The sequence below is a fragment of the Sphingomonas sp. GW821-FHT03E12 genome, assembly GCF_059420685.1.
On the sequence record NZ_JBWKUF010000001.1, the window covers coordinates 531,016 to 557,177 of the forward strand.

The 26,162-nt window shown below is 67.1% G+C and carries 27 protein-coding genes; 17 read left to right on the forward strand and 10 right to left on the reverse strand.

The features are described 5' to 3' along the window. Positions 1–57: 57 nt before the first annotated feature. Complete coding sequence (locus AC07TU_RS02455; protein WP_495186326.1) at positions 58–456, forward strand: DUF2147 domain-containing protein; 399 nt, start codon at positions 58–60, stop codon at positions 454–456. A 34-nt stretch (positions 457–490) separates the two neighbouring features. On the opposite strand, the gene AC07TU_RS02460 is transcribed toward AC07TU_RS02455, so the two are convergent. From AC07TU_RS02460 to AC07TU_RS02475, 4 genes are all read right to left on the reverse strand, one after another. Then, positions 491–1,420 (reverse strand): electron transfer flavoprotein subunit alpha/FixB family protein, encoded by a 930-nt coding sequence (locus tag AC07TU_RS02460; protein ID WP_495186327.1) that lies wholly within the window; start codon positions 1,418–1,420, stop codon positions 491–493. After that, positions 1,417–2,166: an electron transfer flavoprotein subunit beta/FixA family protein gene (locus tag AC07TU_RS02465; protein ID WP_495186328.1), complete on the reverse strand. Its 750-nt coding sequence runs from the start codon at positions 2,164–2,166 to the stop codon at positions 1,417–1,419. Before AC07TU_RS02465 ends, AC07TU_RS02460 begins: the two co-directional genes overlap by 4 nt. Positions 2,167–2,863: 697 nt before the next feature. After that, positions 2,864–4,063, reverse strand: a complete 1,200-nt coding sequence (gene sucC, locus AC07TU_RS02470; RefSeq protein ID WP_495186329.1) for an ADP-forming succinate--CoA ligase subunit beta — start codon at positions 4,061–4,063, stop codon at positions 2,864–2,866. A gap of 141 nt (positions 4,064–4,204) precedes the next feature. Then, positions 4,205–4,510, reverse strand: a complete 306-nt coding sequence (locus AC07TU_RS02475) for a hypothetical protein (protein ID WP_495186330.1) — start codon at positions 4,508–4,510, stop codon at positions 4,205–4,207. A 23-nt stretch (positions 4,511–4,533) separates the two neighbouring features. On the opposite strand from AC07TU_RS02475, the gene AC07TU_RS02480 reads away from it, so the two are divergent. Then, positions 4,534–5,037: a sterol desaturase family protein gene (locus tag AC07TU_RS02480; RefSeq protein ID WP_495186331.1), complete on the forward strand. Its 504-nt coding sequence runs from the start codon at positions 4,534–4,536 to the stop codon at positions 5,035–5,037. Beyond that, positions 5,034–5,780, forward strand: a complete 747-nt coding sequence (locus AC07TU_RS02485; RefSeq protein ID WP_495186880.1) for a sulfite exporter TauE/SafE family protein — start codon at positions 5,034–5,036, stop codon at positions 5,778–5,780. Before AC07TU_RS02480 ends, AC07TU_RS02485 begins: the two co-directional genes overlap by 4 nt. 192 nt (positions 5,781–5,972) lie before the next feature. On the opposite strand, the gene AC07TU_RS02490 is transcribed toward AC07TU_RS02485, so the two are convergent. Next, positions 5,973–6,908 (reverse strand): ribose-phosphate pyrophosphokinase, encoded by a 936-nt coding sequence (locus AC07TU_RS02490; RefSeq protein ID WP_066578317.1) that lies wholly within the window; start codon positions 6,906–6,908, stop codon positions 5,973–5,975. Between the two features lie 228 nt (positions 6,909–7,136). On the opposite strand from AC07TU_RS02490, the gene AC07TU_RS02495 reads away from it, so the two are divergent. Genes AC07TU_RS02495 through AC07TU_RS02510 form a run of 4 tightly spaced genes read left to right on the forward strand, consistent with a single transcriptional unit; the run spans position 7,137 to position 11,345 of the window. Next, on the forward strand, positions 7,137–8,426 hold the full coding sequence (locus AC07TU_RS02495) for a 3-methyl-2-oxobutanoate dehydrogenase (2-methylpropanoyl-transferring) subunit alpha (protein ID WP_495186332.1): 1,290 nt from the start codon (positions 7,137–7,139) through the stop codon (positions 8,424–8,426). Between the two features lie 53 nt (positions 8,427–8,479). Next, the gene (locus tag AC07TU_RS02500; protein WP_495186881.1) at positions 8,480–9,484 is read left to right on the forward strand and encodes an alpha-ketoacid dehydrogenase subunit beta; all 1,005 of its coding nucleotides are present in this window, start codon (positions 8,480–8,482) and stop codon (positions 9,482–9,484) included. 5 nt (positions 9,485–9,489) lie between these two features. Continuing rightward, positions 9,490–10,761 (forward strand): dihydrolipoamide acetyltransferase family protein, encoded by a 1,272-nt coding sequence (locus tag AC07TU_RS02505; protein WP_495186333.1) that lies wholly within the window; start codon positions 9,490–9,492, stop codon positions 10,759–10,761. Continuing rightward, positions 10,761–11,345: an MAPEG family protein gene (locus AC07TU_RS02510; RefSeq protein WP_495186334.1), complete on the forward strand. Its 585-nt coding sequence runs from the start codon at positions 10,761–10,763 to the stop codon at positions 11,343–11,345. Before AC07TU_RS02505 ends, AC07TU_RS02510 begins: the two co-directional genes overlap by 1 nt. Here AC07TU_RS02510 and AC07TU_RS02515 read toward each other — a convergent pair. Beyond that, positions 11,342–12,283, reverse strand: a complete 942-nt coding sequence (locus tag AC07TU_RS02515; RefSeq protein ID WP_495186335.1) for a hypothetical protein — start codon at positions 12,281–12,283, stop codon at positions 11,342–11,344. The genes AC07TU_RS02510 and AC07TU_RS02515 overlap by 4 nt on opposite strands. 56 nt (positions 12,284–12,339) lie before the next feature. Next, the gene (locus AC07TU_RS02520) at positions 12,340–13,233 is read right to left on the reverse strand and encodes a prephenate dehydratase (RefSeq protein ID WP_495186336.1); all 894 of its coding nucleotides are present in this window, start codon (positions 13,231–13,233) and stop codon (positions 12,340–12,342) included. Between the two features lie 383 nt (positions 13,234–13,616). Here AC07TU_RS02520 and AC07TU_RS02525 point away from each other — a divergent pair, with 383 nt between their 5' ends. Continuing rightward, positions 13,617–14,252, forward strand: a complete 636-nt coding sequence (locus AC07TU_RS02525; protein WP_495186337.1) for a c-type cytochrome — start codon at positions 13,617–13,619, stop codon at positions 14,250–14,252. A 21-nt stretch (positions 14,253–14,273) separates the two neighbouring features. Here AC07TU_RS02525 and AC07TU_RS02530 read toward each other — a convergent pair whose 3' ends face one another. Both AC07TU_RS02530 and AC07TU_RS02535 read right to left on the reverse strand, forming a co-directional pair. After that, positions 14,274–15,143, reverse strand: coding sequence for an LOG family protein (locus tag AC07TU_RS02530; RefSeq protein WP_495186338.1), 870 nt, complete (start codon positions 15,141–15,143; stop codon positions 14,274–14,276). A 22-nt stretch (positions 15,144–15,165) separates the two neighbouring features. Further along, the gene (locus AC07TU_RS02535) at positions 15,166–15,846 is read right to left on the reverse strand and encodes an extensin-like domain-containing protein (protein WP_495186339.1); all 681 of its coding nucleotides are present in this window, start codon (positions 15,844–15,846) and stop codon (positions 15,166–15,168) included. Positions 15,847–16,024: 178 nt separating this feature from the next. On the opposite strand from AC07TU_RS02535, the gene AC07TU_RS02540 reads away from it, so the two are divergent. The 4 genes from AC07TU_RS02540 (at position 16,025) to AC07TU_RS02555 (ending at position 20,511) form a co-directional block, all read left to right on the forward strand. Next, positions 16,025–17,185, forward strand: a complete 1,161-nt coding sequence (locus AC07TU_RS02540) for a phosphoserine transaminase (protein ID WP_495186340.1) — start codon at positions 16,025–16,027, stop codon at positions 17,183–17,185. A 146-nt stretch (positions 17,186–17,331) separates the two neighbouring features. Continuing rightward, on the forward strand, positions 17,332–18,909 hold the full coding sequence (gene serA, locus AC07TU_RS02545) for a phosphoglycerate dehydrogenase (protein ID WP_495186341.1): 1,578 nt from the start codon (positions 17,332–17,334) through the stop codon (positions 18,907–18,909). Positions 18,910–18,968: 59 nt separating this feature from the next. Beyond that, a complete protein-coding gene (locus AC07TU_RS02550; RefSeq protein WP_495186342.1) occupies positions 18,969–19,415 on the forward strand; it encodes an endonuclease domain-containing protein in 447 nt (148 codons plus the stop codon). A 4-nt stretch (positions 19,416–19,419) separates the two neighbouring features. Then, on the forward strand, positions 19,420–20,511 hold the full coding sequence (locus AC07TU_RS02555) for an ATP phosphoribosyltransferase regulatory subunit (RefSeq protein ID WP_495186343.1): 1,092 nt from the start codon (positions 19,420–19,422) through the stop codon (positions 20,509–20,511). On the opposite strand, the gene AC07TU_RS02560 is transcribed toward AC07TU_RS02555, so the two are convergent. Then, complete coding sequence (locus AC07TU_RS02560) at positions 20,508–20,795, reverse strand: GNAT family N-acetyltransferase (protein ID WP_495186344.1); 288 nt, start codon at positions 20,793–20,795, stop codon at positions 20,508–20,510. The two genes, AC07TU_RS02555 and AC07TU_RS02560, sit on opposite strands and share 4 nt — an antisense overlap. 80 nt (positions 20,796–20,875) lie before the next feature. Between AC07TU_RS02560 and recQ the strand changes: the two genes are divergently transcribed. From recQ to AC07TU_RS02585, 5 genes are read left to right on the forward strand one after another with little or no spacing between them, the layout of a single operon-like run. Then, a complete protein-coding gene (recQ, locus tag AC07TU_RS02565) occupies positions 20,876–22,645 on the forward strand; it encodes a DNA helicase RecQ (RefSeq protein WP_495186345.1) in 1,770 nt (589 codons plus the stop codon). Positions 22,646–22,656: 11 nt separating this feature from the next. Then, complete coding sequence (locus tag AC07TU_RS02570) at positions 22,657–23,091, forward strand: protein tyrosine phosphatase family protein (RefSeq protein WP_495186346.1); 435 nt, start codon at positions 22,657–22,659, stop codon at positions 23,089–23,091. Then, positions 23,088–23,486: a hypothetical protein gene (locus AC07TU_RS02575; protein ID WP_495186347.1), complete on the forward strand. Its 399-nt coding sequence runs from the start codon at positions 23,088–23,090 to the stop codon at positions 23,484–23,486. Before AC07TU_RS02570 ends, AC07TU_RS02575 begins: the two co-directional genes overlap by 4 nt. Before the next feature lie 57 nt (positions 23,487–23,543). After that, entirely contained in the window at positions 23,544–24,533 is a 990-nt protein-coding gene (locus tag AC07TU_RS02580; protein ID WP_495186348.1) for a sterol desaturase family protein, read from the forward strand. Between the two features lie 19 nt (positions 24,534–24,552). Beyond that, positions 24,553–26,133 (forward strand): GMC family oxidoreductase, encoded by a 1,581-nt coding sequence (locus AC07TU_RS02585; RefSeq protein ID WP_495186349.1) that lies wholly within the window; start codon positions 24,553–24,555, stop codon positions 26,131–26,133. Positions 26,134–26,162 lie beyond the last annotated feature (29 nt).

The window sequence follows — 26,162 nt, forward strand, 5'->3', positions numbered from 1 at the left end:
CCGGCGCGCGACATTCCCATAGCATGGCGACAGTCGAGACGGCGGAGTAGCAGCGTCATGCGTTTGATCGGCACCCTGATCGCCTTCAGCCTGGCCGCCGGCCCCGCGCTCGCGCGCGACCCGTCGTTCGGCGTGTGGCGCAACCCCTCCAACAGCGTCCATGTGCGCGCACAGCCCTGCGGCAACCGCATGTGCGGCGTCGTGGTCTGGGCAAACGACAAGGCCAAGGCCGACGCCGCGCGCGGCGGCACCGCCAAGCTCGTCGGATCGACGCTGTTCCGCGATTTCGTGCAGGAAAAGCCCGGCGTATGGCGCGGGCGGGTCTTCGTGCCCGACATCAACAAGACGTTCTCGGGGACGGTCAGCGTACTCGACCCCAACCGGATCGAAGGCAAGGGCTGCCTGCTGGGGCGTGTCGGCTGCAAATCACAGACCTGGACGCGAATCCAGCAATAGAAAACGGGGCGGCCGAAGCCGCCCCGCTATGGGTTCAGAGCTTTTCGGTCAGCTCCGGAACGATCTTGAACAGATCGCCGACCAGGCCGAGATCCGCGACCTGGAAGATCGGGGCGTCCTCGTCCTTATTGATGGCGATGATGGTCTTGCTGTCCTTCATACCCGCAAGGTGCTGGATCGCGCCCGAAATGCCGATCGCGACATAGACTTCCGGCGCGACGATCTTGCCGGTCTGCCCGACCTGATAGTCGTTGGGGGCATAGCCCGCATCGACCGCCGCGCGGCTCGCGCCGACCGCGGCGCCAAGCTTGTCGGCGAGCGGATCGATCAGGCCGTGGAACTGCTCCGACGAGCCGAGCGCGCGGCCGCCCGAGACGATCACCTTGGCGCTGGTCAGCTCCGGACGCTCCGACTTGGCGATCTCGGCACCGACGAAGCTGGAGAGACCCGAATCACCCTTGCCCGAAACGGCTTCGACCGAAGCGCTGCCGCCTTCCGCCGCGGCCTTCTCGAACGCGGTGCCGCGTACGGTCAGGACCTTCTTGCCGTCCGACGACTTGACCGTAGCGATCGCGTTGCCGGCATAGATCGGACGGGTGAAGGTGTCGGCGCTTTCGACCGACAGCACTTCGCTGATCTGCATGACGTCGAGCAACGCGGCGACGCGCGGCGCGATATTCTTGCCGGTGGTGGTGGCAGGCGCGACAAAGGCGTCGTAGCCGGCCATCAGATCGGCGACGAGCGGCGCGACATTCTCGGCCAGCGCATGGCCGTAGGCGGCGTCATCCGCCAGCAGCACCTTGGAGACGCCGGCGATCTTCGCCGCCGCGTCGGCAGCGCCCTGCGCACCCTGCCCCGCGACCAGCGCGACGACATCGCCGAGCTTGGCGCCAGCCGTGACGGCGGCAAGCGTCGCGTCCTTGACGCTGTTGTTGTCGTGTTCGACCCAGACCAGCACGCTCATTTCGCAACTCCCAGCGCCTTGAGCTTGCCGACAAGCTCATCCACATCCGCAACCTTGACGCCGGCCTGACGCTTGGCTGGCTCGGTGACGCTGACGACGGTGAGGCGCGGGGCCACATCGACGCCATAATCGGCGGGGGTCTTCTGATCGAGCGGCTTGCTCTTCGCCTTCATGATATTGGGCAGCGAGGCGTAGCGCGGCTCGTTGAGGCGAAGGTCGGTGGTGACGATCGCCGGGAGCTTGAGCTTCACCGTCTCGAGACCGCCATCGACTTCGCGGGTCACGTCGACCTGCTCGCCTGCGATTTCGACCTTCGACGCGAACGTGCCCTGGCCCCAGCCGAGCAGCGCGCCCAGCATCTGGCCGGTCTGGTTGTTGTCGTCGTCGATCGCCTGCTTGCCCAGGATGATCAGACCCGGCGCTTCGGCCTCGGCGACCTTGGCCAGCAGCTTGGCGACCCCCAGCGGCTCGACCTTGTCCTCGGCGACGATCAGGATCGCGCGGTCGGCGCCCATCGCCAGCGCGGTGCGCAGCGTTTCCTGCGCCTTCTGCTCCCCGATCGAGACCACGACGATCTCGGTCGCCGCGCCTTTTTCCTTGAGACGGATCGCCTCTTCGACGGCGATCTCGTCGAACGGGTTCATGCTCATCTTGACGTTGGCGAGATCGACCCCCGTCCCGTCGGCCTTCACCCGCGGCTTCACGTTGTAGTCAAGCACACGCTTGACCGGCACCAAGACTTTCATCGCATTCCTTCCCAACGCATCAGGACCAAATTCCAAAGAGACGAACCGGCTCGCACCGCCCATGTTCCCCGGCTTCTAACGCCCGGAGGCCCTTGGGGGTGACGACAAAAACTTGACCGTAACGGCCTCGTCCTTCTCCCTGGCAACCCTCGGCGGCCGCTATCACATTTTCGTTGCCCGCTTGGCCAGCATTTTCCGCGGGAGCGTAACGCAAGGATAGTGTTTTACCACATCGGGTCTGGGCACCCCTTGTAGCGATTCGTCATTTTTCGCAAGTACGGTATGGATTTCATCGGTAGCCGTACCGGTAGTTCATTCGACATTCATTGCCGACCCGCAACGAAGGGCCAGGATCAAGGAGGAACTCATGAGACGCCGCCGCATTGCGTTCATGCTTCGCGCCGCGGCGATGGCGGTGCCGTCCTTCATCCCGACATGCGTGAGCAAGGCGCCTGTCCCCGAGACGACACCGACCCCGCCGCCCGCAGCCGAAACATCCGCGGGCCCGGCCGGCGGGATCGCGGCCAGCGGTGGCCGGAAACCGCAAGGCAGAGTCGAAGCAGAAGCATCAAGGCGGACGGGCGTTGCGGGCACTCGCCCGACCCGCGCCAGATAGGCAAAGGCCCCGGACACTGCCCAAGCAAAAAGGGGCGCGCCGGCCGGCACGCCCCTTTGATGCTTCGAAGCGGAAGCGGCCTCAGGCGGCCTGCTTGACCTCCGCCACGATCTTGCGCGCGGCGTCGCCCAGGTCGTTGGCCGGGACGATCGCAAGGCCCGAATTGGCGAGGATGGCCTTGCCTTCCTCGACATTGGTGCCTTCGAGGCGGACGACGAGCGGAACCGACAGGTTCACTTCCTTCGCCGCGGCGACGATGCCCTCGGCGATGATGTCGCACTTCATGATCCCGCCGAAGATGTTGACGAGGATGCCCTTCACCGCCGGATCGGCGAGGATGATCTTGAACGCCGCGGTCACCTTCTCACGGCTCGCGCCGCCGCCCACGTCGAGGAAGTTGGCCGGGAACATGCCGTTGAGCTTGATGATGTCCATCGTGGCCATCGCCAGGCCGGCGCCGTTGACCATGCAGCCGATGTCGCCATCGAGCTTGATATAGGCGAGGTCATACTTCGACGCCTCGAGCTCGGCGGGATCCTCTTCGGTCACGTCGCGCAGCTCGGCGATGTCCTTGTGACGGAACATCGCATTGCCGTCGAAGCCGACCTTGGCGTCGAGGACGAGGAGATTGCCCTGCTCGGTCAGCGCCAGCGGGTTGACCTCGATCTGCTCGGCATCAGTGGCGATGAACGCATCGTAGAGCGACTTGGCGACCTTGGCCGCCTGCTTCGACAGGTCGCCGGTCAGGCCCAGCGCGGCGGCGACAGCGCGGCCGTGGTGCGGCTGGAAGCCGGTCGCGGGATCGACCGAGAAGCTGTGGATCTTCTCTGGGGTCGAATGCGCGACTTCCTCGATGTCCATGCCGCCCTCGGTCGAGACGACGAAGGCGACGCGGCTGGTGGCGCGATCGACGAGCAGCGCGAGGTAGAATTCCTTGGCGATGTCGGCGCCATCGGTGACGTAGAGGCGGTTGACCTGCTTGCCGGCCTCACCGGTCTGGATCGTCACCAGCGTGTTGCCGAGCATGTCAGTGGCATGCGCGCGGACCTCGTCGAGCGAGAAGGCGAGGCGGACGCCGCCCTTCGCGTCGGGGCCGAGTTCCTTGAACTTGCCCTTGCCGCGGCCGCCGGCATGGATCTGCGACTTGACGACGAACAGCGGCCCGGGGAGCTTCTTCGCGGCCTCGACCGCCTCTTCGACGGTGAAGGCGGCATGACCCGCCGCGATCGGCGCACCGAACTTCGCCAGCAGTTCCTTGGCCTGATATTCGTGGATGTTCATGGGGCAGATCCCTTGCGTTGCAGCAAAATCCGCCCGCCTTAAGCACAGCGGCCTTCGGGAATCAAATACCCTTTATTAGCGATTGAGATGCAATTGCAATAAGCCAAGCGAGCGACAATGTTCACTCGCGTTCGCAGGCTGTTAGCTGCGGCCGAATCCGGTCGCGCAAAGTGCCGCCGAGCTGGTCGCAACCGCGACGATCTCGGGATCGCCGAGTGATCGGATGCGGCGCAGGAACCTGTCCACCGACTCGGCGTCGCGCGCCTTGGGCAGATCGGCGATCCGCATCAGCTGCGCCAGAGAGAGCCGATCGACCATCCGTTCGGCCATGCACGCGGCGAGCGGGCGCGACAGACCGGCATTGACGAGGCCGGTGCGCAATCGCGCCTCGGGCACTGCGCAGGCAGAAAGGGAAAGAGCGATCAGGAGAAGAGGTGCGCTTCGCATGGCGCAGCGCTATATCGCGCGCCATGAACGCCGCAATCGGCATCCTGCTGTTCCTCGGCACCATCGCATTGATGGAGGGGGTCGCCTATGCCGCGCACCGCTGGGTGATGCACGGCCCCGGCTGGTTCCTGCACCGCAGCCACCATGTGCCGCGCGCCGGGATGTTCGAGCTCAACGATCTCTATGCCGTGATCTTCGCCATCCCCTCGATCCTGCTGCTGTACGGCGGGGTGCAGCTGGGCTGGTGGCCGGGCTTCATCTGGATCGGCGCCGGGATTGCCGCCTATGGCGCGATCTATTTCGGCTTCCATGACGTCATCGTCCACCGGCGGGTGGGCCATCGCTACGTGCCGCGCTCCAGCTATATGAAGCGGATCATCCAGGCGCACCGGCTGCATCATGCCGTCGAGACGAAGGAAGGCACGGTGAGCTTCGGCTTCCTCTGGGCACCTGCGCCCGAACGGCTCAAGGCCCGGCTCAACGCGCGCGGCAATGCCGGCGTCCGCACACCGGCCGCCCGCTCCTGATCACCGATCCGGTCTTCTACGCGCTGGCGATCCCCGCCGTGGCGCTGATCGGGCTGTCCAAGGGCGGCTTTGCGGGTGCGGGCGCCCTGTCGCTGCCGATGATCGCCTTTGCGATCGGTCCGGTGCAGGCCGCCGCGATCCTGCTGCCATTGCTGATCGCGCAGGACGCGGTCAGCGTGTGGGCGTTCCGGCGGAGCATCGACCGGTTCGTGCTCGGCTGGACGCTGGCGGGCGCGGTGATCGGGATCGCGCTCGGCTATTGGTACGCTGCCAGCGTTTCGGCAGATGCCGTGCTGGCAATGGTCGGCGGCATCTCGATGCTGTTCGGCGCGTATCGCCTGTGGCGCGACCGGCTGGGAACCGCGGCACCCTCGGATTCGCCCGGCTGGGTCGGCTCGCTGTTCGGGATCGCTTCGGGCTTCACCAGCCAGATCGCGCATGCCGGCCAGCCGCCCTGGCAGCTCTGGGTGCTGCCGCGCCGCCTGCCCCGCGACGTCCTGGTGGGCACCACCGCACTCTATTTCGGGCTGGTCAACTGGATCAAGGTGCCCGCCTATTTCGCACTTGGCCAGCTCACGGAGGAAAATCTGCGGACCTCTGCAGTGCTGCTCCCGGTCGCGGTCGCATCGACCTTTGCAGGCGTCTGGCTGGTGCGGCGGGTCTCGCCCGACCGTTTTTACACCGCGATCTACTGGCTGATGATCGTCGTGGGCGCGGTGCTGGTGTGGAAAGCCCTCGCCTGAAAAAGAGGCCGTGCCTTCTGGAGAAAGGCACGGCCGAGAAACGTCAGGAAAGGAGAGGAATTCCTCCGGACCGGGCCTCTGGGGGACACCTCGGGGAAGGACCCGAGACCCGGCTCTTAATATCCATTAATTTGATGGGATTTAAAGCCAAGTTTCGATTGCCCGCTGCAAAGCAGGGCTAAACGGCGGCGGTCAATCGAACAGGCTGGAGACCGAACTCTCGTCGGCAATGCGGCGAATCGCCTCGGCGATCAGCGGGGCGATGGTGAGGTGGCGGATGCGCTGCGCCTCGCCGACGATCGCGTGATTGCCGATCGAATCGGTGATCACGAGCTCGCTGAGCTCCGACCCGTCGACGCGCGCGACCGCGCCGCCCGAGAGCACGCCATGCGTACAATAGGCCACCACGCCCTCGGCCCCTGCCGCCTTGAGCGCCGCGGCGGCGTTGCACAGCGTGCCTGCCGAATCGACGATATCGTCGATCAGGATGCAAAAGCGGCCCTCGACGTCGCCGATGATGTTCATCACCTCGGATTCGCCGGCCTTCTCGCGGCGCTTGTCGACGATCGCCAGCGGGGCGTTCTCGAGCCGTTTGGCGAGCGCGCGCGCGCGCACCACGCCGCCGACGTCGGGGGAGACGACCATCAGGTTCTTGTCGGAGAAGCGCGCCTTGATGTCCTCGCTCATCACCGGCGCGGCGAAGAGATTGTCGGTCGGGATGTCGAAGAAGCCCTGGATCTGCCCGGCGTGGAGATCGACCGAAAGGACGCGGTTGGCGCCTGCGGTGGTGATCAGATTGGCGACCAGCTTGGCCGAGATCGGCGTACGCGGGCCGGGCTTCCGGTCCTGGCGGGCATAGCCGAAATAGGGGAGCACCGCGGTGATGCGCTTGGCCGATGCGCGGCGCAGCGCATCGATCATGATCAGCAGCTCCATCAGATTGTCGTTCGCCGGATAGGCGGTCGACTGAAGCACGAACACGTCCTCGCCGCGGACATTCTCGAGGATCTCGACGAAGATTTCCTCATCGGCGAAGCGGCGGACATTCGCCTGCGTCAGCGGAATCTCGAGATAGGAAGCGATCGCCTGGGCGAGCGGCAGGTTCGAATTGCCGGCCATCAGTTTCATGTTCGTCTCGCTCCCCAGCGATGATTGTCCTTAAACCCTCCCCTTAGGAGCCGCAGGCCGATGGGGAAAGGGGCGATTCGCCTATCTTTAGCCCGCGCGGTACAATGAAATTCACGACAGTGTTGCTGTCCCATCTCGACTCGGGCATTGAAAGAATATAACGAGGCCTTGAAATCATATTCCGTGCGCCGAACGGCGACCCGGAGGCCTTCTAACGCTGGAGAGAGCATGACCGTGGACGCCAAGCGCGCCAATCTGCCGCCGCTCAGCCTGCATGTGCCCGAGCCGAAATTCCGGCCAGGCGATGCGGTCGATTTCAACGAGGTCGCGGTGCCGCCCGCGGGCGCACAGCCCCGGCCCGACACCGCCGCCGCCCCGTCCACCTTCCATGAGCTCGCCTATACGCTGGTCCGCGTCCTCGACGAGGATGGCCAGGCGGTCGGCCCGTGGAACCCCAAGCTCGATCCCGACACCCTGCGCAGGATGCTCCGCGACATGGCGCTGGTCCGCGCATTCGACGAGCGCATGTTCCGCGCCCAGCGCCAGGGCAAGACCAGCTTCTACATGAAGTGCACCGGCGAGGAGGCGGTGGCGATCGCCGCGGCGCATGCCCTCGCCAGCGACGACATGTGCTTCCCAAGCTATCGTCAGCAGGGCCTGCTGATCGCGCGCGGCTACAGCCTCGTCCAGATGATGAACCAGATCTACTCGAACAAGGGTGACGATCTGGCGGGCAAGCAGCTGCCGATCATGTATTCGTCGAAGGAGAAGGGCTTCTTCTCGATCTCGGGCAACCTCACCACCCAATATCCGCAGGCGGTGGGCTGGGCGATGGCGAGCGCGGCCAAGGGCGACACCCGCATCGCCGCGACCTGGTGCGGCGAGGGTTCGACCGCTGAGGGCGACTTCCACTCGGCGCTGACCTTCGCCACCGTCTACAAGGCGCCGGTCATTCTCAACGTCGTCAACAACCAGTGGGCGATCTCAAGCTTCTCGGGCTTTGCGGGTGCCGAGGCGACGACCTTCGCGGCCCGCGCCTTGGGCTATGGCATCGCCGGGCTTCGCGTCGACGGCAACGACGCACTCGCGGTCTATGCCGCGACGCTCTGGGCCGCCGAGCGCGCCCGGACCAACCAGGGTCCGACGCTGATCGAGCATTTCACCTATCGCACCGAAGGCCATTCGACCTCCGACGATCCCACCCAGTATCGCAGCGCGGGCGAGCCGACCGCCTGGCCGCTCGGCGACCCGGTCGCGCGCCTCAAGGCGCATCTGATCGCGATCGGCGAATGGGATGAGGAGCGTCATGCCGAGCAGGACCGCGAACTCGCCGAACTGGTGAAGGTGGCGCAGAAGGAAGCCGAAAAGAACGGCATCCTCGGCCATGGCCTGCACCAGCCGCTCGATTCGTTGTTCGACGGCGTGTTCGAGGAAATGCCCTGGCACCTGCGGGAACAGCGGCAGATGATGCTCGATGAGGAAGAGGCCTCGGGCCGTCCCTGGGCGCGCAAGCAATGAGCGAGGCAATCGTGAGCGAAACCGCCACCGGCGAAGCGGGTGCCGGCACCCGCATGAACATGATCCAGGCGATCAACTCCGCGCTCGACGTGATGATGGCGCGCGATCCCGACGTCATCGTGATGGGCGAGGATGTCGGCTATTTCGGCGGCGTGTTCCGCGCCACCGCAGGACTGCAGGCGAAGCATGGCAAGACGCGGGTATTCGACACGCCGATCACCGAATGCGGCATTGTCGGCGTCGCCATCGGCATGGGGGCCTATGGCCTGCGCCCGGTGCCGGAGATCCAGTTCGCCGATTACATCTACCCGGCGCTCGACCAGCTCGTCTCCGAAGCTGCGCGGCTGCGCTACCGTTCGGCCGGGCAGTTCACCGCGCCGTTGACGATCCGCTCGCCCTATGGCGGCGGCATCTTCGGCGGGCAGACCCATTCGCAGTCGCCCGAAGGCATCTTCACCCATGTCTCGGGCGTGAAGACGGTAATCCCGTCGACCCCGTACGACGCCAAGGGCCTGTTGATCGCATCGATCGAGGACAATGACCCGGTCATCTTCTTCGAGCCCAAGCGCATCTACAACGGCCCGTTCAACGGCCATTGGGACCGCCCGGCCGAGAATTGGTCGAAGCATCCCGGCGGCGAGGTGCCCGAGGGCTATTACCGCGTCGAGCTGGGCAAGGCGGCGATCGTCCGTCCGGGCGAGGCGCTGACCGTGCTCGCCTATGGCACGATGGTGCATGTCGTGAAGGCGACGGTCGAAGAGATGGGCGTGGACGCCGAGATCATCGACCTGCGCACGCTCGTCCCGCTCGACATCGAGACGATCGAGGAGTCGGTGAAAAAGACCGGCCGCTGCATGGTGGTGCACGAAGCGACGCGCACCAGCGGCTTCGGCGCCGAGCTGGCGAGCCTGGTTCAGGAGCGCTGCTTCTACCACCTCGAAGCCCCGGTCGAACGCGTCACCGGCTTCGACACCCCGTATCCGCACTCGCTCGAATGGGCGTATTTCCCCGGGCCGGTCCGCATCGGACAAGCGCTCAAGAAGATCCTGAAGGACTGATCGCGATGGCTCGTTTCACCTTCCGTCTCCCCGACATCGGCGAAGGCATCGCCGAAGCCGAAATCGTCGCCTGGCACGTCAAGATCGGCGACCGCGTCGAGGAGGACCAGCAGGTCGCCGACATGATGACCGACAAGGCGACCGTCGAGATGGAATCGCCCGTCTCCGGCATCGTCGTCGAGCTGGCCGGCGAAGTCGGCGATCAGGTCGCGATCGGCGCGGCGCTGATCGTGGTCGAGACCGACGGCGATGTCGCCGAGGCACCCGAGGCGGCACCCGCCCCGGTCGAGGCACCGGCCGCGCCACCCGCAGTCGAAGCACCTGCCGCACCTGCCGCACCCGTGGCGCCCGTCGCCCCTCCCGCGCCTCCGCCCGTGCCCGAACCGGTCGCACCGGTTCCCGCCGCTGCGCACCGCGACATCCTCGCTTCGCCCGCGGTGCGCCAGCGCGCCAGGGACCTCGGCGTCGACCTGTCACAGGTGAAGGCGGCCGAGGGTGACCGTATCCGCCATGCTGATCTCGACGCGTTCCTGCGCTACGGCTCGGCGCAGGGCTATCACGCCCCGCATGCCAGCCGTGCGCGTGAGGACGTGCCGGTCAAGGTCATCGGCATGCGCCGCAAGATCGCGGAGAACATGGCCGCGTCGAAGCGCGCCATCCCGCACTTTACCTATGTCGATGAGATCGACGTGACCGCGCTGGAGGAGATGCGCGCGGACCTGAACGCCAATCGCGGCGCACGGCCCAAGCTCACCATGCTCCCGTTCGTGATCGCCGCGATCTGCCGCACTTTGCCCGATTTCCCGATGCTCAATGCGCGCTATGACGACGAGGCGGGCGTGGTGACGCGCTACGGCCGCGTCCACATGGGCATGGCGACTCAGACCGATGCGGGCCTGATGGTCCCGGTGATCCGCGACGCGCAGGACATGAATGTCTGGCAGCTCGCGGCCGAGATCACCCGCCTTGCCGAGGCTGCGCGCACCGGCAAGGCGAAGGTGGAGGAGCTTTCCGGCTCGACCATCACGATCACCTCGCTCGGCCCGCTCGGCGGCGTCGCGACCACCCCGGTGATCAACAAGCCCGAAGTCGCGATCATCGGCCCCAACAAGATCGTCGAGCGCCCCGTCTTTGTCGGCGACGACATCGTCCGCGCCAAGCTGATGAACCTGTCGATCAGCTGCGACCATCGCGTCGTCGATGGCTGGGATGCGGCCAGCTATGTGCAGGCATTGCGCAAGCTGCTCGAAACCCCCGTGCTGTTGTTCGCCGACTGATGTCGGCGCAATCGCGACTGGCGGTAGCTGTCGGGCTATCGGTTCCGGTCGCGATTGGGCTGTGGCTGGCGCTGGCCCATTGGCTGCCGCCGGTCATACTCGAGCCGATGCGCTTCGTCTTGGGGTGCATCGGCACGGCGGCCTTCCTCGCCTTTCTGCCGGGGATCGAGGCGGTCGCGCATGAGCGGCTGTTCTCGCGCGCGATCGACCCGCTCGCCGGGGCCGATTCGCGCCGTCTGATCGTCAACCAGCGCTACGTCACCAACACGCTTGAGCAATTCTGGGTGTTCGCGCCTGGGCTGGCGCTGCTCGGCATCTACGCGAGCGATCTGCGCGCGGTCGCCGCGACGACGATCACCTGGGTGCTGGGCCGCTGGGCCTTCTGGATCGGCTATCACCGCGATCCGGTGCTGCGCGGGATCGGCGCCTCATCGCTGGCGCAGAGCCTGATCGTGCTCGGCTATGGCGTAGGCTGTTTCGGGCTTGAACTAGCCGGCTGGACGGGCGTCCTCGCCCTGCTCGGCCCCTTCATCGCGATCGAAGCCTATCTGTTCGTGGCACTCAGCCGGCCGCCCGCCGGCTAACGCATCAGCGCCTCACGCACCTGTTCCCGGCCCGCGGTGCGCTGTTCCTTCGCCGCCCGCTGCAACGCCTCGGTCTTGCCCGCCGCTTCCAGCAGCCGCCGGGTGATGGCGCCGAACTGCGCCTGATCGCCACCGTTCGAAAAGCCGAAATAGCCCGCTGCATTGTGCCAGCTCCGGCGTGCGAGCAGCTCGCACTGCGCGCGGCTCGCGCGGATGATCTCGATCCGGCTCGCCAGCATCGCATCCTCGTCCCCTGCGGAGACGATCGTCCGCGCGCCCGGCTTGGCATCGGCGGGCAGTGCCGAACGCTCGACGGCCTCGATCAGCCGCGCGGTGCGCTCATGCGCACGCTTGCTCTGGTCCTGTGCCACTTTCTCCAGAGTCGAGATCGACGCGCAGTCGGACAGGACCTGCGGGGCCTGCTGGAGCAGATAGGGGCTGCTCAGCACGCCCAGATTGAACTTGCCCATCGCATCGGCATAGGCGCGCAGATCCGCGTCCGCCTCGCGGATCGCGGCGAGATAGGCGGCCGAGGCCATGCCCCGGTTTGCCGCGGCGCCGGGCACGCTCGGCTTGCCGTCCGCGGCAATGTCGAGCTCGGCAAAGGTCCGCCCGTCCTCGGCGGAGCGCGCGACATAGATGCGGCCCGCTCCGAAGCCCGCGAGTGCACCCGCCGCGGGCAGCGCGAGCAGCGCGATGCCAACGACCAGCCATTGCCGCGTCCTGCTTCCGGCGAGCAGCACCAGCAGCCACCAGCCGAGCCCGGCGCCGACTCCGGCCAGCACCATCGTGCCAAGATCGAGCTGCGGGAGCAGCGTCGGCGCGAACGCCGCGGCGAGGATCAGTGCCAGGCAGCCGGCCAGCGCCAGCAGCAGCGGCCATCCGAAGAACGCGCTGCGGTGTGCGCCTTCCTGCTCAACCTCGAACTCGTCGTGCATCGCATCCCCCTGCTCCCGGCGATGGCGTAGCAGCCGCCGAGGGTGCGGGCGATAGGCTATTCCGGACGCGCGCGCGCCTGCGGATAGGTGCCGAGCACGCGCATCGACTTGGTGTGGAAGCGCAGCTCGTCCAGCGCGCGATCGACCGCGGGATCGCCGGGACGGCCGACGATGTCGCAATAGAATTCGGTCGCCGCGAAGCTGCCGCCGCGCTGATAGCTTTCCAGCTTGGTCATGTTGACGCCGTTGGTCGCGAATCCGCCCAGCGCCTTGTAGAGCGCAGCGGGGACGTTCTTCACCTCGAAGACGAAGGTCGTCATGAACATGCCATGCTCGCGCAGTTGCGGCGCCGACCGGGCCAGCACCACGAAACGGGTCATGTTGTGATCGGCGTCGGCGACATCATTCTCGAAGATCGTCAGGCCATAGAGCGGCGCGGCACCCGGCGGCGCGAGCGCGGCGACCGCCGGATCATTCTCCTCGGCCACGACCGCCGCGGCGCCCGCGGTGTCGGGGTAGGAAAGCGGCGCGATCCCCTGCGCCTTGAGCCACAGGCGGCACTGCCCCAGCGCCTGCGGATGGCTCATCGCCTGACGCACGCCCGAACGCTCGCCCATGCCCATCAGCGCGTAGCGGATCGGCAGGAAATGCTCGCCGATGATGGTGAGGCCGGATTCGGGCAGCAGGAAATGGATGTCGGCGACGCGGCCGTGCAGCGAATTCTCGATCGGAATCATCGCGCAATCGGCCTTGCCTTCGCGCACCGCGTCGATCGCATCCTCGAAGCTGAAGCAGGGAAGCGGCAGTCCGGTCGGGAAGGCTTCGAGCGCCGCCATATGCGAATTCGCACCAGGCGCGCCCTGGAACGCGACCGCGCGTTTGGGCTCGGCAAGCGCTGCTTGCGTCATGCGTTCGACGATCGGGCGTGCGGGCGCGGCGAAATTTTCCATTGGCGGGCGCGATTAGCCGTCTGCGAAATGCGGAGCAAGCCCGGGTTGCGATGCGCAAAACGTCACTCAAGGGTCGGCCCCCGCCCTCCGCAAGGGTCGTGACGGAGCGGATTTTGGCGCATGGGTAGGAATGAGGAGGGAGCGATGCCGAAGCATCGTGACCGACGAATGACGCCCTCCATGCGCCAAAAGACGCCCGCCCCGAAGGGGTCGCCGTGGGAAGGGCACTGGTCGTCGTCGCGTCGTTTGCGCGGGCCACCAGCCCGCGCTGCGCGCCGCTCCTCGCCAGCGCTCTTCCCACGGCGATCACGACCCTTGCGGAGGGCGGGGACCGACCCTAAAGGAACCGCCAAAGTTTCAACTTCGGGGCAAACGGGCGCGCAATGGACAATCGCATGAACACGATCGCAGGCTGGGTCCTGTTCGGCTGTGCCTCGGCGCTCGGCCTGTCGATCGCCAGCGGCATGATTTACCATAGCGGCGCGCCCGAAAAGGAAGGCTATCCGGTCGAGAGCGCGGACGGCGCCGAGGGCGGCAGCGAGAAGGCCGTCGAGCCGATCGCCAACCGTCTCGCCACGGCCGATGTCGCCAAGGGCCAGGCCTCGTTCGCCAAGTGCGCGGCGTGCCACACGATCACCAGCGGCGGCGCCAACGGCGTCGGCCCGAACCTGTGGGCGGCGATGGGTAAGGCCCATGGCCATGTCGCCGGCTTCGCCTATTCCGAGGCGCTCAAGGCCGTTCCGGGCAACTGGGACTTCGAGGCGATGGACCATTGGCTCGCCAGTCCGCGCAAATACGCAGCGGGCACCAAGATGACCTTCGCGGGCCTTTCGGACCCGCAGGAGCGCGCCAACGTCATCGCCTATCTGAATTCGCAGGGTTCGAACCTGCCGCTCCCGGCCGCCCAAGCAGCGCCGGCCGCAGCCGAGGGTGAAGGCAATGCCGCGGCGCCTGCAGGCAACGCCGCCGAGCCGGCCAATGCCGCTGCCCCGGCTGAGGCAGCGAAGGCCGGCCACTAAGGTCTTTGCGATACGGGGGCGTCAGCCCCCGTTCTTGTCCGCGTAGAATTGCTGGACGATGTCCCAGCCCTCTTCCGCGGTTTCGCAGAAGTGGAAGAGGTTGAGGTCGCGCGGGGAAATCACGCCTTCCTCGCACAGCGCCTCGAAATTGACGACGCGGTTCCAGAAGTCCTTGCCGTAGAACAGCACCGGGATCGGCGCGATCTTGCCGGTCTGGATCAGCGTCAGCAGCTCGAACGATTCGTCGAACGTCCCGAACCCGCCCGGGAACACCGCCACTGCGCGCGCATGCAGCAGGAAGTGCATCTTGCGCAGCGCGAAATAGTGGAACTGGAACGACAGCGACGGCGTCACATACGCGTTCGGCGCCTGCTCATGCGGCAGCACGATGTTGAGCCCGATCGATTCGCAGCCCTTCTCGGTCGCACCGCGATTCGCCGCCTCCATGATCGACGGGCCGCCGCCCGAACAGACCACGAAGTGCCGCTCGCCATCGGTATCGAGGGGGTAGCAGCTCGCCAGCCCCGCCAGCTCGCGCGCGACCTCATAATATTTGGACTTCTCGATCAGCCGCTCGGCGATCCGGCGCGACTGGTCGTCGGTGGCAAGATCGAGCAGCGCCTGCGCCTTGGACGGCTCGGGGATCCGCGCCGATCCATAGATGACGAAGGTCGAGGCGATCCGCGCCTCGTCGAGCAGCAGCTGGGGCTTCAGCAGCTCGAGCTGGAAGCGCACCGGGCGCAGGTCCTCGCGCAGCAGGAAGTCCATGTCCTGAAAGGCGAGGCGATAGGCGGGATGCTCGGTCTGGGGGGTGGAGACGCCGGTCGCGGCGGTCTCGGCATCCTGGCGTGCGCGCGGAAAGACGCGCGAGGGAACTTTGGTATCTGTCATCGGCGACGCTTAATCCAATTCCTCACCGGCAGAAAGGCCCCCGCCCCATGTCGAGGTGGAGGTGATCGTGGTGCGCGGCGTTATAGTCGGGGCTCAGCACCGTCGCGAAGCGCCGGCAGGCCGAACGGTGAATCGCACGCAGGAACGCCTGCTCATCCGTACCGCCGCGCCAGCCCTGTTTGACGCTGATTCGCCGCCCGTCGGCCAGCACAAAGGCGGAGACATCGACCGCGTTGCCCAGGCCATGCTCGGAGATGCGCCCGGCCGACACCGGGCCACCGCCGATGATCCCGCGGCACGCATAGCTGCCCATCGTCTCGACCCGTACCAGCTCGCCATCGAGGATCTCGCGCACGGCGGGCACCGCGGCGTTGCGGATCCAGGCGATGAAGTTGCGCGCCAGCGGGCAGCGCATCCCCTTCAGGTTCGTGACCGGCAGCCCAATGTCGATCAGCTCGACCGCCCCGATCACCTGACAGCCGCCGCCATAGTCGCGATCGGGCAACGGGCTGAATCGCACATTCGCGCGCGACAGATCGGCGAAACATTGCTGCGTCTCGCGGCTGGTCGGCAGGTTCAAGGTCACCGGCCCGCGCGGATCGGGGCGCACGGCCGGACGGCGCGGCGGCTCGTCGCGGCCTCCGCCGCCGAACATGCAGCCGGCGAGAAAGAGCGGGAGCAGCAGGACGGGCAGGATACGCATCGCGGCAACTCTAGCCAGAGCACCGAACCCGCCACAACCGCATTCCTCCCGGCCGGAGGATACAAAAGATACTATTCCTCCGGCCGCTCTTCGCTTGACTTCGCACGCCTTGCCTTTAGGGCCGCCGGCGGGCCACGCGGTCCCAACGCCGCGCGTGCTCTCTGTGAGGAGAGTCTACATGACTGATTTGACTGCCGCCGACGCCGGTATTGCGTCCATTGCTCTGCCCGCCGCCAAGCCGGCACGCCCCCATTTCTCCAGCGGTCCCTGCGCCAAGCCTCCGGGCTGGGATGCGTCGAAGCTCGCGGTTGACGTCCTTGGACGCTCGCACCGCTCGAAGCTCGGCAAGACCCGTCTGGCCTATTGCATCGACCTGATGCGCGAGATGCTGAAGCTGCCCGACACGCATCGCATCGGCATCGTCCCCGGCTCCGACACCGGCGCGTTCGAGATGGCGATGTGGACGATGCTCGGCGCGCGCGGCGTGACGACGCTCGCCTGGGAGAGCTTCGGTGAAGGTTGGGTCACCGATGCCGTCAAGCAGCTCAAGCTCGATCCGACGGTGATCCGCGCCGATTATGGCCAGCTTCCCGACCTCAGCCAGGTCGACTTCGCCGACGACGTGCTGTTCACCTGGAACGGCACCACCAGCGGCGTGCGCGTACCGAACGGTGACTGGATCCCGGCGGATCGCGAGGGCCTGACCTTCGCAGATTCGACCAGCGCGGTGTTCGCCTACGACCTCCCCTGGGACAAGATCGATGTCGCCACCTTCTCGTGGCAGAAGGTGCTGGGCGGCGAGGGCGGCCATGGCGTGCTGATCCTCGGTCCCCGCGCCGTCGAACGGCTCGAGCAATACACGCCGGCCTGGCCGCTGCCGAAGGTGTTCCGCCTGATGGCCAAGGGCAAGCTCGCCGAGGGCGTGTTCAAGGGCGAGACGATCAACACGCCCAGCATGCTCGCGGTCGAGGATGCGATCTTCGCGCTCGAATGGGCCAAGGGCCTGGGCGGTCTCGACGGCCTGATCGCGCGCTCGGACGCCAACGCCGCTGCGCTCGACCGGATCGTCGCGGAGCGCGACTGGCTCGGCCATCTCGCCGCCGACGAAGCCACGCGCTCGAAGACCAGCGTGTGCCTGACGGTCGATGGCGCCGATGAAGCGTTCATCAAGACCTTCGCCGGGCTGCTCGAAAAGGCCGACGCCGCCTATGACGTCGCCGGCTATCGCGATGCCCCCGCGGGGCTGCGCATCTGGTGCGGCGCCACGGTCGACACCGCCGATATCGAGGCGCTCGGCCCCTGGCTCGACTGGGCCTACGCATCGGCCAAGGCCGCCTGACTCCGAATAGCCCTCTCCCCTCCGGGGAGAGGGTTGGGAGAGGGGCTGGACGCCGGCGTCGCGCCACCCGCTCTCGTTTCAAGACCCACTGCCCCTCACCCCGGCCCTCTCTCAGGAGGGGAGAGGGAGCGAAGAAGGACATACCCATGCCCAAGGTACTCATCAGCGACAAAATGGACCCCAAGGCCGCGCAGATCTTCCGCGAGCGCGGCGTCGAGGTCGACGAGATCACCGGCAAGACGCCGGAAGAGCTCAAGGCGATCATCGGCCAGTATGACGGCCTCGCCATCCGCAGCGCGACCAAGGTGACCAAGGAAATCCTCGACGCGGCGCCCAACCTCAAGGTCGTCGGCCGCGCCGGGATCGGTGTCGACAATGTCGATATCCCCAATGCCAGCGCCAAGGGCGTGGTGGTGATGAACACCCCGTTCGGCAACTCGATCACCACCGCAGAGCATGCCATCGCGCTGATGTTCGCGCTCGCGCGCCAGCTGCCCGAGGCGAACGCGCAGACCCAGGCCGGCCTGTGGCCGAAGAACGGCTTCATGGGCGTCGAAGTCACCGGCAAGACGCTCGGCCTGATCGGTGCGGGCAATATCGGATCGATCGTCGCCGATCGCGCGCACGGCCTGCGCATGAAGGTCGTCGCCTATGACCCGTTCCTCAGCCCCGAGCGCGCGGTCGAGATGGGCGTCGAGAAGGTCGAGCTCGACCAGCTGCTCGCCCGCGCCGACTTCATCACGCTGCACACGCCGCTGACCGACCAGACGCGCAACATCCTCTCGGCCGAGAATCTCGCCAAGACCAAGAAGGGCGTTCGCATCATCAACTGCGCGCGCGGCGGCCTGATCGACGAGGCGGCGCTCAAGGACCTGCTCGATTCGGGCCATGTCGCGGGCGCCGCGCTCGACGTGTTCGTGACCGAGCCGGCCAAGGAACATGCGCTGTTCAACACGCCCAACTTCGTCGCCACGCCGCATCTCGGCGCGTCGACCAGCGAAGCGCAGGTCAATGTCGCGATCCAGGTCGCCGAGCAGATGGCCGACTATCTCGTCAATGGCGGCGTCACCAACGCGCTCAACATGCCGAGCCTGACCGCCGAGGAAGCCCCGCGGGTGAAACCGTATATGGAGCTTGCCGAGAAGCTCGGCAGCCTCGTCGGCCAGCTCGCGCACGGCAATCTCGCGCGCGTGTCGATCCATAGCGAGGGCGCTGCGGCGGAAGTGAACCAGAAGCCGATCGTCAGTGCGGTGCTGGCAGGCTTTCTGCGCGTCCATTCGGACACGGTGAACATGGTCAACGCCCCCTTCCTCGCCAAGGAGCGCGGGATCGAGGTGCGTGAGATCAAGACCGAGAAGGAAGGCGATTACCACACGCTGATCCGGGTCTCGGTCAAGACCGATGCGGGCGAGCGTTCGGTCGCGGGCACGCTGTTCAGCAACCGCACCCCGCGCCTTGTCGAGCTGTTCGGGATCAAGGTCGAAGCGGACCTCGCCGGCCACATGCTCTATGTCGTCAACGAGGACGCACCCGGCTTTATCGGCCGGATCGGCACCACGCTGGGCGATGCGGGCGTCAACATCGGCACCTTCCATCTTGGCCGCCGTGATGCCGGCGGCGAAGCGGTGCTGCTGCTCTCGGTCGACGATGCGGTAACCCCCGAACTGGTCGCCCAGGTCCGCGCACTTCCCGGCGTCAAGACCGCAATGGCGCTGAAGTTCTGAGCTGCTACTTCTAGCCCTCTCCCCTCTGGGGAGAGGGTTGGGAGAGGGGCAGCGCGGCAATGCCAAAGGTCGATGAGACACTCCTCGCCCGTGCTAAAGCCATGCGCGGCAACCCCACGCCCACCGAAGCCGTCATGTGGCGCATCCTGCGCGCCAAACAGTTCGAGCAAGTCAAATTTGCTCGCCAAGTCGTCATCGCGCCGTATATCGCCGATTTCGTCGCGCGATTCCGCAAACTCATCATCGAGATCGACGGCGACACGCATGCGCTGTGCGAAGCCAAGGACGCTCAGCGCACGGCCTGGTTGGAAAAGCGGGGATATCGCGTGATCCGTTTCACGAACTTCGAAGTGGGCAGCAATCTGGAAGGCGTGGCACACGCCATCGGCGCCGCGCTTGCCGCGCTGCCCCTCTCCCAACCAGCAGCGGGTCGGTTTTGCCCCCGGCAAAACCTAAACCGCGCGGGGCGCGGTTTACCCGATGCTCCCCAGAGGGGAGAGGGCTAAGGACATGAACGGACTTCTTCCCGAGGGCTTTCACGATCGCTTGCCGCCGCATGCCGATACGGCGGCGGCGATGGAGCGGCGCGTGCTCGATGTCGCACGCCTCTATGGCTATGAGCGTGTCGACCCGCCGCTCGCCGAGTTCGAGGAATCGCTCGGTGCACGCCTCAAGGCCGCATCGGCCAAGGACGCGGTGCGCTTTACCGATCCCGCGTCGCGCCGCACCCTGGCGATCCGGCCCGACATCACCGCGCAGATCGGTCGAATCGCCGCGACGCGCATGGCGCACCATCCGCGACCCGTGCGCCTCTCCTATGCCGGCACCGTGCTCAAGCTGCGCGCGAGCGAGCTGCGTCCCGAGCGCGCGATGCGCCAGATCGGCTTCGAGCTGATCGGGCGCGACAGCGTGGCGGCGGCACGTGAGGTGGTCAGCGTCGCGGTCGAAGCGCTGGAGCAGGCGGGCGTCGGCAAGCTCGCGCTCGATTTCACCTTGCCAGATCTGGTCGAGCAGCTGGCGCCGGGCATGGCACCCGAACAGCTCGCGGCGTTGCGGGACCGGCTCGACGCCAAGGACGCGGCGGGCGTTGCGGCGATCGATCCCGATTTCCTGCCGCTGATCGAAGCCGCCGGCCCGTTCGACGCCGCGCTCGAACGGCTGCGCACGCTCGACAAGGGCGGCGCGCTAACCTCCCGGCTCGACGGCCTCGCGGCGGTCGCCGAAGCGGTTGCGGGCAAAGTTGCCCTCACCCTCGACCCCACCGAGCGCCACGGCTTCGAATATCAGAGCTGGATCGGTTTCTCGCTCTTCGCGCGCGGCGTGCGCGGCGAGATCGGGCGCGGCGGCAGCTATTCGGTGATCGGCGCGAACGCCGACGAACCCGCGGTCGGCGTGTCGCTGTTCGTCGATCCGATCCTTGACGCAGGGCTCACCAACGGCACGCGCCGAAGGCTGTTCCTGCCGGTGGGTACCGATGCGGCGCTTGCGGCGAAGCTGCGCGCCGAGGGCTGGGTCGCGGTCGCCGCGCTCGACGCAGACGACAGCGCCGCGGCGCAGCTCTGCACGCACATGCTGGTCGATGGAGCGCCGGTCGCGGTCTAGTCCAGCGGCTTGGCGAGCAAGTCCGCCCACTCCGGATGCTTGCGGATATAGGCCGCGACGAACGGGCATTGCGCGATCAGCGTCATGCCTCGCGACCGCACATCGGTCAGCGCGAACAGGATCAGCCGGCTGGCGATGCCGCGGCCCTCGAGCGCGGGCGGCACCACCGTATGCGTGAAGGTGATGACGTCACCGTCGATCTTGTACGCAGCGAAGGCGGTGTGGCCGTCGACCGCGAGCTCATAACGGTTTCGGTCGCGATTGTCGGTGACGTCGGTGTCCACGGAAATCTCCTCGGGAGCTTGCGCACAGAAACCTACACGATGGCGCGCATTTCCGGAAAGCACCCGTTATACGCCCTGCGATGAACCCGCGCGACGTCCTTCGATCCACCTTCGGCTTTCCTGATTTCCGCGGCGTCCAGCACGATGTGGTCGATCGCGTGCTGGCCGGACAGCGCACGCTCGCGGTGATGCCGACCGGGGCGGGCAAGTCGCTGACCTATCAGCTGCCCGCCAAGATGCTCGACGGTACCTGCCTGGTCGTCTCACCGCTGATCGCGCTGATGCACGACCAGCTGCGCGCCGCCGAAGCGGTGGGTATCCGCGCCGCGACGCTGACCAGCGCCGACGACAATCGCGACGAGACGATCGCGCGCTTCCGCGCCGGCGATCTCGACCTGCTCTATGTCGCACCCGAACGCGCCTCGGGCGAAGGGTTCCGCAACCTGCTGCGCAGCGCGAAGCTGTCGATGTTCGCGATCGACGAAGCGCATTGCGTCAGCGAGTGGGGCCATGACTTCAGACCCGATTATCGCCTGCTCCGCCCGCTGCTCGACGCCTTTCCGGAGCTGCCGCGGCTCGCCCTCACCGCCACTGCCGATGCGCATACCCGCGCCGACATTCTCGAACAGCTCGGCATTCCATCGGACGGGCTGATCATCGCCGGGTTCGACCGGCCGAACATCCGCTACGCGATTACCAGCACCGCCTCGAAAGGCTCGGCGATCGCTTCCTTGGTCAAGCGCACGCCCGGCGCGGGCATCGTCTACGCCACCTCGCGCGACCGGACCGAGAAGCTCGCGGCTGCGCTCGCCAGTACGGGCCGTCCCACCCGCTTCTACCATGCGGGCATGCCGCCCGATGCGCGCCGCCGCGCGCAGGCCGAGTTCGTCCGCTCCGAAGACATGGTGATGGTCGCGACGATCGCGTTCGGCATGGGCATCGACAAGCCCGACGTCCGCTTCGTCGCGCATGCCGGCCTGCCCAAGTCGATCGAGGGCTATTATCAGGAAAGCGGCCGCGCGGGCCGAGACGGCGATCCCGCAGTGGCGCATCTCTTCTGGGCGCCGGGCGACTTCACCCGCGCGCGCGATTGGCTGACCGAGCTTCCCCAGAACCGCCAGGGCGCCGAACGCGCGCGGCTCGACGCGCTTGCCGGACTGGTCGAGACCGCCGGATGCCGCCGCGCGATCCTGCTGCGTTATTTCGGCGAGAGCCCTGACGAGCGCTGCGGCAATTGCGACAATTGTCTCAACGCGCCGGGCGTGCGCGACGCGACCGAGACCGCGCGCAAGCTGCTCTCGGCGGTGTATCGCACCGGCCAGCGCTTCGGCGTCGGGCACCTCGAAAAGGTGCTGAGCGGCACCAATGACGAGCGGATCGAGAAATGGGGGCATGACCGGCTCTCGGTCTTCGGGATCGCCGACGCCGAGGACATGGCGCTGGTCAAGCCCGTCGCCCGCGCGCTTCAGGCCCGCGGCGTGCTGGTCGCGAATGAGCATGGCGGACTCGCGCTGGCAGGCGACGCCCGCGCAATCCTGCGCGGCGAAGCGAAGGTCGAGGTCGTCCTCGCTGCCGAGCCCGAACGCGGCCGCAAGCGCCGCAGCGAGGCGGCGGCATCGCTCGCGCCCGAGGATGCAGGCCTTTTCGAGGCCCTGCGCGCCAAGCGCCGCGAACTCGCCGAAGCCGCCAGCGTGCCCCCGTACGTCATCTTCCATGATTCGGTGCTGCGCGAGATGGCCGCGCGCCGCCCGCAGGACCGCTCGACCCTCGCTACCTTTTCGGGCATCGGCGAACGCAAGCTCGATGCCTATGGCGACGCCTTCCTGCAGGTGATACGCGAACAGGCCTGAGGAGACAGTTCATGGCCAGCATCCGCCGCATCAACGATCAGATCTCGGTCGCCCCGCAACTCGACCCCGCGGACATCGTCGAGGCCGCGCGCGCCGGCTTCACCACCATCGTCAACAACCGCCCTGACGACGAGGAATCCGGCCAGCCCGAGGGCGCGGCCATCCGCGCGGTCGCGGAAACGCTGAACCTCGCCTATCACGCCATCCCGATCACCCATGCCGGCTTTTCGGGTCCTCAGGTCGAAGCGATGCGCGCCGTGCTCGCGGCAGCCGAGGGACCCGTGCTCGCCTATTGCCGCTCGGGCACCCGCTCGACCAACCTCTGGGCGCTGGCCGAGGCGAGCCGCGGCGAAGACCCGGCGGGGCTGATCGAAGCGGCAGCCGGCGCGGGCTACGACCTCAACGGTATCCGCCCGCTGCTCGACCAGCTGTCCGGCAAGGCATGAACTGGTGGCTCACCGCCGCCTCGCTGGCGGCGGTGCTGGCGCTTGCCGGGATTGCGTGGCTGCTCAGACTGGGCGGCGCGCAGCGGCTTGAGACCGGCGAAGACGCGATCCGGCTCGCCGAAGCGCTGAGCAGCGGATTCGAGGGCAAGGCGGGCATCGTCTCCGCGAGCGGCGAGTTGGCCGCCGTGGCAGGCGGGCCGGGCGACCTGGTGCTGATCCAGCCGATGGGCGCGCGCCACCGGGCGGACCGGTTCGCGAGCGCCCGCATCGCGATGATGAGCGATGACCCTGGCGGCACCGCGATCACGCTCCAGCTCTCGCCGCAGCAGATGTTCAGGATTACCGTCGCCGATGCCGGCGCGGCGCGCGCCTTCGCCCGGATCCTCGGAGACTGATCGCCCCATTGCGCTTTCCTGCCCGACGCGCTTATTTACACGTGTGTAAGGAGAGTGATGCCCGACCTGCCCGATCCCGTCGATCTGGCCATTCCCGCCTTCGTCACGCTGGTGCTGGCGGAGATGCTGGTCGCACGCATCAAGGACCGCAGCCGCTATTGCCCGCGCGACACGCTCACCTCGCTGATGCTGGGTTTCGGCAGCACGATCGCAAGCGTGCTGGCGGGCGGCATGGTGTTCGCGCTCGCCATCTGGGTCCACCAGTTCCGGCTCTTCGACATTTCCTACGCCTGGTACTGGTTCGCGCTCGCCTTCGTGCTCGACGATCTGGCCTATTACGTCTTCCACCGCTCGGCGCATCGCGTGCGGTGGTTCTGGGCGAGCCATGTCATCCATCATTCGAGCCAGCACTATAATCTCACCACCGCGCTGCGGCAGACCTGGACCGGCTTCTTCAGCCTCGGCTTCATCTTCCGCCTGCCGCTGTTCCTGATCGGCTTTCCGCCGGCGATGGTGTTCTTCTGCGCGGGCCTCAACCTCGTCTATCAGTTCTGGATCCATACCGAGATGATCGGGCGGATGCCGCGCTGGTTCGAAGCGGTGATGAACACCCCCTCGCACCACCGCGTCCATCACGCGACCAATGCGCGCTATCTCGACAAGAATTATGCAGGCGTCTTCATCGTCTGGGACCGGATGTTCGGGACGTTCGAGCCCGAGCGCGACGACGACCGGCCGCGCTACGGCATCGTCCACAATCTGCCCGACTTCAACCTGATCCGCGCCGCGTTCCACGAATGGTGGGGAATCGCGAAGGACGTGTGGGCGGCACCGGGACTGCGCGCGCGCCTCGGCTATATGTTCGGCCCGCCGGGATGGAGCCACGACGGCAGTCGCGATACATCCGAAACCATCAAGGCGCGCTGGCTGGCGCGCCAGAGACTGTCCGCTGTCGCGGAAGGCGGCACCAGCCCGCTCCCCCGCCCGGCCACCCAGCGACAGGATGATATGGGTGGCCGGGCGGGGGAGCGGGCTGGCACCGCTTGAACAGGAACCCGGGGGAAGCATGGAAGAAGCCGACATCGTCGTCATCGGCGCCGGATCCGGAGGCAGCGCCGCCGCGGGCCGCCTGAGCGAGGACGGCAAGTACAGCGTCGCCGTGCTCGAGGCGGGCGGGCGCAACACCGGCTTCCGCACGCTGATGCCCGGCGCGATCGCGATGCAGACGCCCGCGACCAACTGGGCCTATGAAACCGTCCCGCAAACCGGCCTCAACGGCCGCCGCGGCTATCAGCCGCGCGGCAAGGGGCTCGGCGGATCCAGCGCGATCAACGCGATGCTCTATATCCGCGGCAACCCGTGGGATTACGACAATTGGGAAGCGCTCGGCGCCACCGGCTGGAGCTGGGCCGATGTGTTGCCCGTGTTCAAGCGCAGCGAGACCAACCAGCGCGGCGCCAACCAATGGCATGGCGGCGACGGCCCGTTACAGGTGAGCGACCAGAGCTTCGTCCACCCGGGCAGCCAGGCCTTTGTCGATGCCGCCGCGTCGCTCCAGATCCCGCGCAACGACGATTTCAACGGCGTGCGGCAGGAGGGCGCCGGCATCTATCAGGTGACGCAGAAGGACGGCGAGCGCTGGACCGCGGCGCGCGGCTATCTGACTCCGCGCCCCAATCTCGAAATCCTGTGCGACACGACCGTCGAGCGCGTGCTGTTCGAGGACGGCCGCGCCTGGGGCGTCGCCTATTCGCGCGGCGGCCAGTCGAAGATGATCCGTGCGCGCCGCGCCGTGGTGCTCGCAGGTGGGGTGTTCGGGACCGCGCAGCTGCTGATGCTGTCGGGCATCGGCCCGGGCGCGCACCTCCAGGAGAACGGGATCACCGTCCGCGTCGATCGCGCCGAGACCGGCGGCAACCTGCAGGACCATCTCGACTATGTCGCGGCGTTCGAGACCAGGGGCACGCTGTTCCTCGGCCGGTCGCTGATGGGATCGCTCAAGGGGCTCGGCGCGATGGCGCGCTGGTTCCGCACACGCAGCGGACCCATGACGTCACCCTTTGCCGAGGCCGGTGCGTTCCTGCGCACCAGCCCGGGGCTGCCCGCGCCCGACATCCAGCTCCATTTTCTGGTCGCGATCGTCGAGGATCATGGCCGCGCCAAGGTCAAGACGCATGGCTATAGCTGCCATGCCTGCGTCCTTCGGCCCGAGAGCCGCGGGACGGTGCGCCTCGCCTCGCCCGATCCGCGCGCGGCGCCGCTGATCGATCCGGGCTTCCTGACCGACCGGCGCGACGTCGACCTGCTGATCAAGGGCGTGCGCGAGATGTACCGCATCCTCGACGCGCAGCCCATGGCCGCATTTGGCGGGCGCGACCGCTACCCGATCGACCGCAACGACGACGAAGCGCTCGAACGGCTGATCCGCGCACGCGCCGACACCATCTATCACCCCGTCGGCACCGCGCGGATGGGATCGGACGACGCGGCGGTGTGCGACCCGAAGCTGCGCGTGCGCGGCGTCGAGGGGCTGTACGTCGCCGACGCATCGGTCATGCCGCGGCTGATCGGCGGCAACACCAACGCGCCCAGCATCATGATCGGCGAACGCTGCGCCGACTTCATCCGCGCGGATCTTAGCCAGTAGGCGGCACCGGCCCGCTCCCCCACCCGGCC